The organism is Maribellus sediminis (genome assembly GCF_011799805.1).
Taxonomy (GTDB): domain Bacteria; phylum Bacteroidota; class Bacteroidia; order Bacteroidales; family Prolixibacteraceae; genus Draconibacterium; species Draconibacterium sediminis_A.
Window position 1 is genome coordinate 153,313 of record NZ_WXUB01000006.1, and the last position, 13,941, is coordinate 167,253.

At 42.6% G+C, this 13,941-nt stretch carries 6 protein-coding genes; all 6 read right to left on the reverse strand.

Annotated elements, in window-relative coordinates; genetic code table 11:
- Positions 1 to 18: 18 nt before the first annotated feature.
- The 6 genes from HFD85_RS19685 to HFD85_RS19710 all read right to left on the reverse strand — a co-directional run bounded on the left by HFD85_RS19685 (position 19) and on the right by HFD85_RS19710 (position 13,939).
- On the reverse strand, positions 19 to 2,160 hold the full coding sequence (locus tag HFD85_RS19685) for an FG-GAP repeat domain-containing protein (protein WP_167613716.1): 2,142 nt from the start codon (positions 2,158 to 2,160) through the stop codon (positions 19 to 21).
- Between the two features lies 1 nt (position 2,161).
- Complete coding sequence (locus HFD85_RS19690) at positions 2,162 to 5,440, reverse strand: glycosyl hydrolase (RefSeq protein ID WP_167613718.1); 3,279 nt, start codon at positions 5,438 to 5,440, stop codon at positions 2,162 to 2,164.
- A 50-nt stretch (positions 5,441 to 5,490) separates the two neighbouring features.
- The gene (locus HFD85_RS19695; protein ID WP_167613719.1) at positions 5,491 to 7,380 is read right to left on the reverse strand and encodes a hypothetical protein; all 1,890 of its coding nucleotides are present in this window, start codon (positions 7,378 to 7,380) and stop codon (positions 5,491 to 5,493) included.
- A 33-nt stretch (positions 7,381 to 7,413) separates the two neighbouring features.
- A complete protein-coding gene (locus HFD85_RS19700; RefSeq protein ID WP_167613721.1) occupies positions 7,414 to 11,031 on the reverse strand; it encodes a glycosyl hydrolase in 3,618 nt (1,205 codons plus the stop codon).
- 3 nt (positions 11,032 to 11,034) lie between these two features.
- Positions 11,035 to 12,522: a sodium:solute symporter family protein gene (locus HFD85_RS19705; RefSeq protein ID WP_167613723.1), complete on the reverse strand. Its 1,488-nt coding sequence runs from the start codon at positions 12,520 to 12,522 to the stop codon at positions 11,035 to 11,037.
- A gap of 94 nt (positions 12,523 to 12,616) precedes the next feature.
- Entirely contained in the window at positions 12,617 to 13,939 is a 1,323-nt protein-coding gene (locus HFD85_RS19710) for an NHL repeat-containing protein (RefSeq protein ID WP_167613725.1), read from the reverse strand.
- Positions 13,940 to 13,941 lie beyond the last annotated feature (2 nt).

A 13,941-nucleotide genomic window follows, 5' to 3' on the forward strand; every position in this document is an offset into this window, starting at 1 on the left:
ACGAGTTTCATCATCAAATTACTTAATTGGATTTATATCCTCCCTGTTATAATACATTAAGGTTCCTTTTTCCCGGGCAACAACCAGATCCATTACTCCACGACCTAAATCAACAGGGGCAGGTGAACAACTATGTGTCCCGAGTTTAATGGCTTCATCTTTGTATTTTATTCTTGCAGGATATTCGAATACAGGTTTGGCGTTTGTGCCAACATTTCGCATAAACAAAACACTGGCTTGTCGTTCATCTCCGTCCAGATTGTCTGGCATGCCACCCGGACCGGGTATCGACTGCGCTCTGCTTGTGCCTACCATCAGGTCTATCTTTCCATCTAAATCCCAGTCAACCGGAACAATTTTAGAACGTCCCCACTGGCCAACAAAGCGTTTATCGTGCGCCCGTATTGCTTCGCCGGTTTCCAGCCTTAATACTTCGCCCCGAACTACGTTCTGGATGTCGATTTGGTAAAAACACCGGAATTCGTTGTTCTCGTCGTTAGCAATAATGCAGGGCTCTGTTTCGCCCCCCCAGGTTGTTATGCCGGGTTGTGTGCGCCACGATAAATGCAAATCCAGGCCTTCACAGAATATTTTTTTCATTTCGGAAAAAGCGGGGCGGTCTCCTTCACTTTCTATTTGAATAAAAGTTACGATATCGCCCAAAATACTGTTCATAACAATATCCAGCTTCCCGTCATTATTCCAGTCGTAAAGTGTTGGGCAGGTATATCCCCAGTTGGCTTCGGGAGGCCCCTGAATTGATCCCTGGTAACCGGCGCGGATTTGAAAGGTTTTTCCGTCCACGAGAATTGGAACCGGGTTGGCAAATTCAGGTGCTTTCTTCGAGCCAATATTTTTCACAAAAAGCAATTCGCCGGCATCGTTTCCCACCAGAAGATCTACCAAACCATCATTATCAACATCTCCGGGAGAAACCACGGGCAGCCTTCCACATACAATATCGGCGGATTTGCACAAAACAAGTTTTGGTTCGCCATAAATGGGCGTGTTGTCTTTCAGCATCCCCTTTAGAGGGTAAAACCACAAACGCCCGGTGTCGCCAATCAATAAATCGGAAAGTCCGTTTTTTGGATTTGTAATGGTCTTTACATTGGGATGAATAACCGGGTGACGCAAAATAACATGATCGGGAGTGTCAACGGCATATCGTACTTCGTTAATGTCTACCCCATCAGCTGAAATATTTTGGAATACCCGTGTGAGCCCTGTTTGATTCGCTCCTACTACCTGTGGAATTTTTGTTTCGCTGTTGTAAATGGCCATTGTAAGACCTCTGCTTCCAAACTTGAAATAACAATTTCGGCTATTCACATCAACAGGTTCATTTTTCTCCAGCGTAGTCATTTTTATATCGGAGAATTGAGCATGAAAAAGCCGTGGCCCGCGGGAATACCAGGATGGATTTTTGGCAAGTCCGGCCCCATCATAAGCGTTGTATTCTTTCTGATGGTGATAGGGAACATCATCTTTATTCCGGGAACTGCGCGAACTGGGAAAAGGAGACCGGTCACCTGCATCGGTTATTTCTGTATCGTCATTGCTCACGTGAAACACATGGAGCTTGCCTTGTTTGTCGATAAAACCGGCTAGGCTGCCACTCATTTTGTTAACTTTATGACTGGCAAATGTTTTGAATTCCAACAAATTCCGGTCAAAGGATAGCAGCTGAACTTGACCATTCGAATACGACAGTGCATAAATTTCCCCGTTGGTGTGCCGAAAGACATAGCCTCCCGAATTGGGAGAGCTGATCGTTACCTTTTCTCCGTAAACAGGCGTGCCATAATCATCAAAACGTTCGAACGGGTAAAGTGTACGTAAGCCCACGAACAGGTCATATGGTCCATTTCCATAAACATCGGCTGTTCCGCTGGCGGCTCCGTCAATAACGCCGTAATTACCTTCTCCACCGGCGGAAATAGCACTTCCTCCAATCAACTGAGCAGAAGCCTGCAACGAAAATAAACCCAGAGAAAACAGAATAACGAAAGTTTTGAGTGCTCCACTCCAAGGGTTTCTTTTTTTCGTGTAAACTTTTTGAATCTGCTGTTCGGACAAGCCCTGCTGCGAAAATCGGTTTCCCGAAATACCGGTAGCAGTTGATAGTGACAGACAATTATTTTTAGAGTTTGTTCCCATTTTAATTTTGATTTGATAGTTCTAAAATTTTCACCGGTCCAAATAAACCGGATGGTTGCAAGGGGTTGTCTACTTTTAATGTATTATAAGACATCCATATTTTGCGCTCTTCCTCTGGAAGATTTAAATCACCAATAATCCGATTCATCCAGGTGTTCACTATTTCAATCTTTAGTTGGTTTTCACCCTGCACTATTAAATCGGTTATATCAAGTTGATAAGGTGCAGTCCAAAGACCTCCTGCATATTTGTCGTTCACATATACTTTGGCCATGGCAGTAAAGCTTCCAAGATCGATTACAACCTTTTCGTTTTCGGGTAATTTATCGAGGTTGAAACTGGTATTGTAAAACGCCGTTCCTGAAAAGTATTTAATTCTATTGTCGTTTGAAATTGTCCAATCCTGCAGGGTATCAAACACGACAGGCTCATTTGGTCCTCTCATGGTTGAATCAAAATTGACAGTCCAGGGATTTGTAATATTTGTCAGTAATGTCGGATTCGGATAATTAGCCTCAAGTTTTGTAAGCGAAGCTTTTCCTGCTTTGTTACGAAAAACAATAAACACACTTTCGTAGGCTTCCAGTTTCAAAGGTATAGCCGTTGTATTTTCATTCTGTTCGTATGCCGGAAGATTTCGAATAGAACCGGTTGTTGCTTCCCAAAGTTCGGGTTGCAAACCTGTCACTCTGAATTCGGGAGTAATAATTTTGGTTTCATCTGTTTGGTTTGTCACAAAATAAATATCACCATCTTCCAATGTTCGGTGCCCGTAATGAATCGTGTTATCCTCGGGTAATTTGCAATCAGGAACACAATTGATGATCTCAAAAGCTTCAGCCATTTCCAGTCCATTCATGATCGTACCCTTTCCGAACTTTCTGTATTTTACATTCACGCCATCCACATCGCCCCATAAATCAGAGGCCAACTGTTGAACCTGTTTATCAGCCTCAGGTTGGTTTTGCAAACTTGGTGAGTGAGTTGGTGCAGGCCCCATTACAACAGCTCCGTCCTCCACCAGTTGTTTGATTTTGGCAAGGAGCTCCGGCCGAATGGTTTCCAATTTGGGTAGCACTAAAATGCGGTACTGTGTTCCATGCGGTAAAGTGATCAAGCCATCCTCAACGGTCATGTTATTTAAAATCACTTCCGCATTCATGTAGTCAAACTGATAGCCCACAGGAAGCGCAGGATCAGTAATGCCAGTCATTTTTGGGGCGTCTTCACCAATAAAATAAGCCACATCGGCTACATTTAAACCTTGCTGGAGCATAAAATTACAACGCTTCAGGTATTCAATGTAAACATCAATTTGCGAGAACCAGGTGTTTTTACGGTGAAACTCATTGCCAAACCAGGCATTCATTCCCGGATTTTTATCTTCGTAAGGTTGCTGGATGTAGACATGTAACAAGGTATTATTGATTCCTTCGGCAGAAAACCTATCCCCTCGTTGTTTAATAACTCCCGGATACCTTGCGTAATGCGGTCCACCCGAAGTGTTAGATTCTGCAGAGATTTTTGTTTTTCCATATATGTGGCCACAAGAAGTGGCAGCCCTGTTTTCAATATCTCCAAGACTACCGGTACTCCAAAACTCCCCAGCGATTTCATCCGATTGACCACCATACTGTAAAAACTCGCCGGGAAATCCCCAGTGACCGTAATTCTCTAGCCAGGTGGTAAGTCCGTTTTCATGGCATACTACTCTCAATCCAGCCACGTAATCATAGGCAACTTTATCAGCCACCAATCGGCGAACGTCCCATAAAAATCTGTCCGAAGCTTTTTGGCTTTCCACAACCATCCCCTGGTAAACCGGTAAAAAAGGAAGCGGGTCATATCCATAGGTTTGTTGAAAATCATCTAAAAAGCCATCGGTAAAGTTTTGGCTTCCTTTTTCCCAACTGTCCTGCACTGCCACTTTAAATGTTTTTCTATCCTCGGCCGGAATGCGTTCCAATATCTTCCCAAGAAAAGAGTCAAAATGAAACCGGATATGCTCTTTACTCATCTTATCTATTTCGAGTCCAACACCTTCGCGTGAGGCCGGTCCGTTTTCAACACCTGTTGGCTTCATCCCGGTTCTTAAAATAATCCAATCGCCTTCAGGTGCATCCCATGTAAGTTTTCCATCGCTATCCATAAACGCTGAAATGTCGATTACTTTTGTAGGATCAATAACCGTTTCTGTATCATCCACTTCTGCCTGATCTTCCCATTGATACTCATTCCAATACGGAAGCGGTGCCGAGAACATTTTCGCCAGCGTTTTTTCTGCATAATTCTCCACCCTTGGCGCAGTTGAGAAAATTACTTCTGTCAGGCCGTCTTTTTCGTTTAGCCCGCTAAATTTTCTGTAGGAGGGTTGAGTACTATTAAAAATCAAACGGAAATTACTTGAAGTGGTGGCCGGAAACGAGGCAACAACCGGAGCATACGGAATAAACCCAACCTGAGTAGAAGCATTGGTTCTGTTGAGTTCAAATTCTTTTATGGTTGTATATTCTCCGTTTGCCCTTTTGGCCTGAATGGTTACCAAAGCAAACATGATATTTTGGGTAGTTTGAATGGTAAGGCTTCGGGCTGTAAATTCTTTTTTTGCATTAAAATCCAAGGTAAATTGATCTCCTTCAGGAAAAGTAAATCCGGTGGCAACATCTCCATCTATTAATTTTGAAAGACCTGAAATATTATCTGAAGAAGAAACGGTGCAGTTTTGCTTGTCCAGGATCAATTGATTATACTTTGGTGCAGGGTAAGCAATCACTTTTACGTCCTGAAAATCACCTTCGGGTTTATCTAATAATTGAGAGATTTTACCCGGCCCTTTAACTTTAGTTTCAGAATTGGCTAAATAACGCATTGCGATTTCCGGCTTCACCCAGGGCCCACCAGACTGGCTCCATCCGGCAGAATTAAATATCCCGATTTCAATATCCAGTTCAGAAGCTCTTTTTAAGGCCGCATGTGTCACTTCATACCACTCATCGCTTAAAAATTTAACATCGCCATAGGGTATGTTATAGTAACCGATATTACCAATAAAAGCCCTGTTAATCCCGACTTTTTTCATGGCTTCGAGATCTTTAACTACACCCTCCTTGGAGATGTTATCGGACAACCAATACCAATAAACTGAAGTTTGAATGGAATCGGGAATGGTTTTGAAACCTGACTCAATCTGGCTAAATGCGGATTGCTTTTTACACGAAACACAAATGTTCAGCCCCATTACGGCAAGTAGTAATATTGCTATCAGTATATTTTTTTTCATTCTCATCGTTGATGTTTACTTTTTTTCAGTGTCACAAATCGCAATAAGATTTAATTAAAATCCAGCACTTTGTTTCTCGTCCCTTTCCGAATGTTCACTATTCCAGTATTCCAATCCGACTGAAGAAATGGGCTGTCGTATACTTTCTCCGGGGCATAATTAACAGTTTCGCCATTAATTTCAGGCGATTTTGAATAGTTGGCATAAAAGGCAAATTTGTCTCCATAAATACCGGTATATTTCAGGATATTGTTCTGAAAAGACAATTGATTCCCAAGCACTTTTTCCCGGAATGCTTCAAATGATTTGTAGTTTGACTTTTGATCCACTTCAAGAATTAACGGGGAATATTCATTTTCACAAACCAACCATTTCCCTTTGGTTTGCCCGGTTTCCTCTTCCCAACTATATGCTCCATCGACAACTTTAAGAGCAGCAAATGCACCCTTCGTTTCGGTAAAAATCCAACCACCATCTTCAATTGGATTATGAAGTCCTTCCGCCGAGAACCACACCATTGTGCGCCCGGCGCCCCTGCTGGTATGCAACTTCTGGCTAATTTGTGTTCCTTTTTCCTGAACCGACCACATGGAGTTGTACAACCTGTTATTTTTGATTTTCTCACATTGCGGGAGGATCCCTGCTTCCGTATTGTCGGCAAAGATTACCCCGCGTGACTGATTTTGTGAACTGATCATAACCCAGTCGGTATCAGGGCGTGCCTCAAACATTGACGTGCCGATAATAAAATCAGGGGTACAATACGAATACCTGACAATACCCCCATAATCGGTTCGCAAATGATATACAGGAGGGGAGTTATGCCCCGGTTCAGCCAAACCCATTGCACGTTGCCTGACTTCGTAAATCCCCCGGCCCTTCAGGTCACAAACGATATCGTAAACAACCAACGGCGGCCGATAACTTGTTGTCATTGCTGATATGATCGTGGTTTCAAACCGGGGTTTTTCACCCATACCAAAAAACAGGTAACCATATTCCGAAGTGCCGGGAGACTGATCCTGGTACAACCTTGATTTTCCTCCGCCGGAGACCCCTTTGAGCTGCTCTTCGCCCCAATACGCAAAATAGAGGTCAAGATAATTGCCTGCCTTTCGTTTCAGTTCAGGGTCGTGAGAGAAATCATAAATATTGAACATTCCCTTTAACGTTTTATGGTTGTAATCCCTGCTCATCATTTCAATGAACAAACCTTTTTTGGCACGTTCTGTAAAGTACATTTTCAGGTACTCGGTCCATTTCTCATAATGCCACGAAGCATTGTGTCCGTCGTTGTATTTGCGGTCTTTAAAATCAGGCATGTCTTTGGCCAGCAATGCGAAATTCCATTTTGTAGTAAAGCTTTGTGCATGCAGGTTTTCTGATGAATTAATATACCAGGTTTCAGATTCCTTCGTATAATTTACGGTCATGGTATTAATTTGTTCGGGGTCTTGTCCCATCCCTCCTTTCACATTGGTCCATATCCCTTCCATTATTTTCTTTTCGGCTTCCGGCTTTAAAAGACCTGGAGACTTTCTCCCCTTTGACCCATACATTTCAATTAAACGAAGAGCCATCTCGGTATGCCAGCCAACATTCATGCGGTTCTCGTCGGGTTTATCGATAAAATACTGGCCATATTCCTGAAGAGCGATATTCGCTGAGTCGATATTTTCATTCAACCAAAATTGCACGGCGGCATATGTTGTACGAGGATAGGAATGTGCCAGGCTTTCATTCCAGTTAACCCTGAATGTTTCATCAAGCGTTTTTCCTTTCTGGTCATTGAATAAATCAGCTACCCGCGTGTCAAATCCATCGCGGATGGTAATTAATGTTGAGTCGGGAAGTTGTCCTTCCGAAAATTCACTTTTAGGCTCGCTACATGACGTAAGAAATAAAAGCAGGATCAAAACAGGATTAAGAATTATTTTCATTTTTAAGAAGATAGATTTAGCGGTTCGCTTATGTTATATTTCCTTCGTTACAGCATTACGTATTTCCACCGGTCCAATCAACCCCGATTCCAACAGTGGTGAATCTTTATCGAAATGCCGCCAGGTAGTAAAAGTTACCCTTCCACCTGCCGGTTTTGGTTTTCCCTGCCTGAACCAATCGGGGAAATCAACAATTCCCGAACCCTTAGGACCATATTTTTTGAATTCATTTTCTACCGGCAACTGTTCATCGCCAATTAGCCTATTTGGCCATTGATTGGTTACTTTTACCTGAAGTTCGTTTTCGCCTTCTTTTACAATTTCTGTGATATCGTAGCGGTACGGAGGTTTCCAGACAATACCCAGTTCTTTACCGTTCAGCACCACTTCGGCAATAACAGCAATCCTTCCCAAATCAAGGTAGACGAGCTTTTCACCGGCAATTAATGACGGGTCGGCTACAAAAGTTTTGTGATAAGTTGCCGTACCCGAAAAATATTTTACTCCTTCCTCGGGATGAGTGTGCAGCGACATGAGCTCTGGTAAAACGATTTGATTCGGCGCTCCCCTGTCCTTCTGGAAACTTACTGTCCAATCGCCACTCAGCTCAAGTGGTTTGTTTATTTCATCAACTACTATTTTTGATGTTCCACCGGATGCAGGCTGCAACACATATTCGCCATTCTCCCAAAACAAGAAGCCGGGTTCTTCGCCAAAATCGGGTTCAAGCACTTTATCGCTTTTTTCAAAGGGAACGCCTTTTTCAAAAAGTTCTTCTATTTCTGATTTTGATATCGGATAGTCGAATACTTTAGGAGGAGTTAAGTCTCCATCGTAATAAAATAATTTATCGTTATTTTGGTAATCAACAATTACCGGGTGCACAATTAGTTCCGATTTCTCCCCCTCTTTAATAAACGCCCCGTTTACATATAAAGCAGGTTGACCATCCGCATACACAACCGTAAAATGTGTCCACGACGAAATGGGCATATTGGCAATTAAAACTGCCTTTAAATTCTCGTCGGCCTTTTCAAATACTGCCACACCATTACGGGCCGCCAGTAATACAAAGGTAGCATGCCCATCACCAAAGAGTTGCTTTCCTGAAGGTGCGAAAACCGGGTAACTCGAAGTGTAGCGGGTTGTTTCCACATACCTGCCTAAATCGTCAGGTATTACCTCATCAGTTTCAGGTTTTACCCACAGGCTCACCGAAAAATTATTGCTTATTTGTTTATAGTCGTTTTTACCGTTTTGACTAAAATGCTTCGTACTTAAGAGAGTTTCGCCATTTTTAGCAATTGCCAGCAGTCTTTTTACAGAATCAGTTTTTTTGAAAACCACGAACACAGAACCACCGGGGTCAAGTTGCAGGGGAAGTGTAGTAATACCTTTTTCGGATGAATAGACAGCCACAGACTTCCGCTCTCCGGTGTTGGCATCCCACAACTCAGGTTGATACCCTTCGAGCCTGAAACTGCAAACCAGCTCTTCACTAAATCTCCGGCGGTTGGCAACAAAGTAAAGATGCCCATCAGACAGTTTACGGTGAATATAGTTTACGGGTGCATCACCCGATTGGGAAGTAAATTCAAAATCAGGTTTCAGGCTTAGTTTTTGGAATACCTGCTTCACCGGCAAGTTACTAAAAACACGCCCAGCCCCTACTTTTCTGTCAACAGGTGATTTTGTTTCAGCACCCCATAATTCTTCAACAATCGATTTAAATTCGGTTTCAGCAGTTGAGAAATTGCTGAGAGATGGTATGGTTTGTGGTCGCGGCCCCGACAATATCATTCCCTGCTGGACCAGTTCCTTTAGTTTACGAGCCAGTTCTACAGTCAGAAAGTCTTTTTCAGGTAACAGCAACATGGTAAAACTCAAACCATCGGGCAAGGTTATGCGCCCGTCCTTAACAGTTACTTTATGAAGCAGAATATCCCTGTTGGCAAATTGAAAATCGTAACCCGTCGGTAAATCGGGATACAAGGCGCCCATTGTAATATCGTCTCCCGGAGCTTCCTCTCCTGTAAAATATATTACATCTCCCACAAAAGTTCCCTGTTGCAACATATACTGGCAACGGGTGGCGTATTCCAGCCATTTCTTTCCCTGATAGAACCAGGTGTTTGTTCGTTCAAAATGAAAACCCCATTGCCCCATTGTCATTCCGGGAACGGCTGTAGGATGAGGCTGATGTGCATAACGATGAAAAATAAATCGATTCAACCCCATGGTGTACATAAAATCGCCCTGCGTTTTCATCGAGAAAGGATATTCCTGCCACTTGGAATAAAAGGGCCTTCCGGTAAACGCCTCGGCACCCACTATTTTTTTGCCGTTCATGCTTTGTATGGAAGCAGCCACTTTTACCGAATGCGAAAAATGACCTGTTTTCATCCAGAATTCACCGAGGTTTACATCCATGTTTTCACCGGCACGCATTTCATCGAAAGGTCCTTTATTGTATGGTTCTGTAGAGGAAATGATGTTATTTTGCCTGCAAAGCTCCACAAAACGGTCCTGATAATTCTCGGCCATTAAATCAGCACAGGCTTTTCTGAAATCCCATAGGAAACGTTCCGAAGTATTGATGTCACCAACTATTCTTCCCGCGAGTACCGGCATAAATTTATAGATCTTGTAACCGCTTCTGTTTTCAAATTCCTGTGGCATATTTATGGTCCAGTTCTGAAGGTTAACTTCATAGCTGTCGATTAACATGCCAAACGTACCGTTTTCAGCAATGGGTTTCAACGCGGGCAAAAGCTTCTCCATCATGTAATTAAAATGGAAATCGAGCGCTTCGCTGCTAAATTTATCGCACTCCAACCCTTGTCCGTTACCCGACGAAGGCCTGTTTTTTATTCCTGTGGTGGTATGTCCAAAACGTATGATGGTCCAGTTACCTACCGGAGCTTCCCAATTTAGCATTCCGCTTTCATCCATAAAGGAAGATATATCAATTACAGAGTCAGGTATTATCGCCGACTCTGAAATTTCGTCATTACTAATCAGCGTATCCAACTCAATTTGCGGATGAAAACCTGAATTGGGATAATTTGCTTTCTGTTCCCAATTATTAATCGTTTTGGTAGCTGAAACAGAAGGGAATGCAACAACAATAGCATCACGGTAATAATCCAGTCGTTTAAAAGGCTGTTCCAATTGAAGTTTTACAGTTTTACCACCTTCAACAGAAGCCTCGCTCCAAACCAATTGTTGCATCGAAAGTTCTGGTGGAATCCAACTACCACCACTTGAGCTCCAGCCCATGCAGTTATGCATGTCAAACTCAAGACCGAGCCGCAGGCATTCACTGGCTGCATGTTGCATCAAATCAATCCACAGAGGGCTTAAATAATCGGCATCGCCATGTGGCATGTCCATGTAGGCCGAAAAAGCCTGCACGCCACCAATTCCAACTTCGGCCATCGCTTCCAAATCGCGGGTAATGCCGTCTTTGGTCACAAAACCATTAATCCAGTGCCACCAGGTAAAAGGTTTTGCTGATGATGGAGGATTCAGAAATGATCCTTCGATAGTGTCACTAACGTTTTTTTTACACGAATAAAGCAAACCGGAGGGTGTAATCATTGTTACCAATCCGGCTGCTGCTGAAGTTTTTAGAAATTGTCTGCGTTTCATAAATTATTGATTTGCTGAATTTAATCTTGAACGATTGATAAATACTCCTCCCAAAAACCCTACAATAAAAATGGCGGTTGTTCCGAATACAATGGACAGGTAACTGTGGAAAGGACTGGCGTATGGTTGTAATGCATCGCTGGTAAAAAACAAAGGTGATAAACTCATCCACCCGATAATCAGAACACCGGCCAGAACACCAATAACAGCTGCTTTGCTTTTCACTTTTTTTGAGAAATACCCCAAAAGGAACAGTCCCAACATTCCACCGCTGAAAATAGATGCCAGTTTCCACCAGGCTTCCAGTGCGCTTTGTACATTAATCATGGCAATGGCAATGCCGATGCTCAAAACACCGAATAAAAACGATGAACTGTACAGAATCTTCATCGACTTTTTATCGCTGTCTTTATCATCTGATGAAAGCTTAAAATAGTCGTTTAGAATTACGGTAGCCGAACTGTTCACGCTTGTTGATATGGTACTCATTCCGGCGGCAAATACCGATGCAATTAATAACCCGGTCAGACCTGTCGGCAGTCCATTCACAATAAAATAGGGGAATACCTTATCGGCAGGAGTATCGGCAGGCAAAAGCCCCGGATTAGCTGTGTAATAAGTAAACAGTGCCGTTCCGATAAATAGAAACAACAATGAAACGGGCACATAAAGCAGCCCTCCGTAAAGTGCCGACTTTTTAGCCTCCTTCTCCGAACTGGCGGTCATATAACGTTGTATATAGTTCTGATCGATACCGTAATTCTGCACATTAATAAACAGGCCATAAATCAGCACCACCCAAAATGTTGAACTGGTGAGTTCGAGTTTAAAACTTCCCAAACTAAATTTGTCATGCTCCATGGCAATTGAGAAAAACTGTCCGGGTCCCTCGGGCATAGAAAACAAAAGCAAACCAGCACAAACAACAGCACCCAAAACCAATATTATTCCCTGAATGGCATCTGTCCAAACAACGGCCTGGATTCCCCCAAGCAAGGAATAAATCATGACACTTAATCCGGTAACAATGATAATTGCAACGATGCTCCAACCTGTTATTACGTTTACGGTTAAGGCTAGCAGGAAAAGAATGGTTCCGGCTCGCATAAGCTGGGTTAGCAGGTACATCACCGAAACATATGTTTTAGCCCAGGGACCGAATCTTTTTTCGAGATAAGTATAGGCTGACGGGCTGTTTACTGATCGGTAAAGCGGAACAAAAAAACGAACAGCCAAAAGTGTTGCAAACGGAATGGACAGACTAAAAACAAAGACATTCCAGTTGGTAAGGTAGGCCTGCCCCGGCAACGCGAGATAACTGATGCTGCTTACAAAAGTTGCAAAAATAGACATGGAAATTACCCAGGTAGGGATGTTGTTATTTCCAACTGTAAACGATTTGGATGATTTATTTTTGCGGTAAAAAGAGCTGCCAAATACAACTACTCCCAGTAAATAAGCTACAAAAATTGCGATATCGATAAAGCTCATGTTTAGTTTTTTATATTATTCTATATTAATTCACAAAAATTCGAGTAATCCCTTTTATTTCAAATTCTATATATCTGTCTATCCTAAATTTTTTCTATTCTTCGTTAAATATTTCAATCACCATTTCATTTTCTGTCACATACATACCATAATATACACCATTGTCATCCACTGCTGCGGTTGTTTCACGATGCTTTGAATCGGAATAACTCCATTCGGTAACAAAATCCCCATTGTTGTTAAACTTTATAACGCTAATTGGATGTTCAGGTCCACCATCAAGTCTAGCTTGTTCTGCGCCTCCTTCTGGCCTGGCCATCACATACACATTCCCCCACTTATCTCCGGTTAAATTATGGAAATAGACTGAACCTTCGGGGGGATTACCATGGCAAAACTCAGCTAGGCTTTCCCCTCTGGGAGTAAATTTATGTGTTGGTCCATAATAACTGTTCACAAATACATCGCCGTTTTGATCAACAAATATCCCGTGACAGGCATTCATTTCTCCGGGGTTCATCCCTTTATACGCATTCCAGGATCCAAAATCATAAAGGAATTCTCCTATTGGCCTTTTGTAAGTTTTTACCCGCATATTGTCAACATCGACAATTGATACCGTTTGGTCCGGTCCGAAACCAAAACCATGTGCCCTAAGTATTTGACTAGGTCCCCTGCCCTTGTCGGCAAAAGTGTGGAGTAATTCCCCCCCATGGCTAAAAACCTGGATACGTGGATCATCACCCTTGCTATCTGACACATAAATCTCCCCTTCCGGGCTGCATCTTACCTCACGGGGCCACTTAAATTCACCGGGGCTTTCACCCTGACCTTTACCTATATCATTTAAATATTTTCCATCCGGTGAAAAGCGATACACACGGTCAGCACTCTCATCAGCCATTAAAATATTACCATCTTTGTCCAAACCAAATCCATGTGGTGATTTTATTTTGAGCACCTCATCATTTAATGGCTTGCTCCATATCTTCACCGACTTATACTGAAGGGGAGCTTTCCCGATGATCACTGTTGCATATAGCTGTTTGTTTTGGGCTTCTTCCGTATAGCCTCCAATATGGATTTCACGTGGATGAGGCATTTTATCAGGTACATAATAGACCCCCTCCTTGCTTATTACTCCATATTCCTGATTTCCACCTTCAATATCATTAACAGACCATATGATCCCTTCCGGATTCCTTGTTGGATTTAGGCGGGTTGCTTTCAATACAATTTTGAATCTTTGTTTTTCACCTGGTTCCAAATGAATTATGGAGGGACGTATCATTGCCCTGTCCTGAACCTGGATAGATTGGGCCTGAGACTTAATAAGCATTACTCCTAAAATTAGGACCACCATAAAAAGTATTCTGACTATTAGTGATTTTGCTTTAAGAGTTTCCTTTGTTTTCATTA

Excerpts from the sequence above, each read along its gene's own strand:
- HFD85_RS19700 (WP_167613721.1), bottom strand. The coding sequence starts at position 11,031 with ATGAAACGCAGACAATTTCTAAAAACTTCAGCAGCAGCCGGATTGGTA.
- HFD85_RS19690 (WP_167613718.1), bottom strand. The coding sequence starts at position 5,440 with ATGAAAAAAAATATACTGATAGCAATATTACTACTTGCCGTAATGGGG.
- HFD85_RS19705 (WP_167613723.1), bottom strand. The coding sequence starts at position 12,522 with ATGAGCTTTATCGATATCGCAATTTTTGTAGCTTATTTACTGGGAGTA.
- HFD85_RS19685 (WP_167613716.1), bottom strand. The coding sequence starts at position 2,160 with ATGGGAACAAACTCTAAAAATAATTGTCTGTCACTATCAACTGCTACC.
- HFD85_RS19710 (WP_167613725.1), bottom strand. The coding sequence starts at position 13,939 with ATGAAAACAAAGGAAACTCTTAAAGCAAAATCACTAATAGTCAGAATA.
- HFD85_RS19695 (WP_167613719.1), bottom strand. The coding sequence starts at position 7,380 with ATGAAAATAATTCTTAATCCTGTTTTGATCCTGCTTTTATTTCTTACG.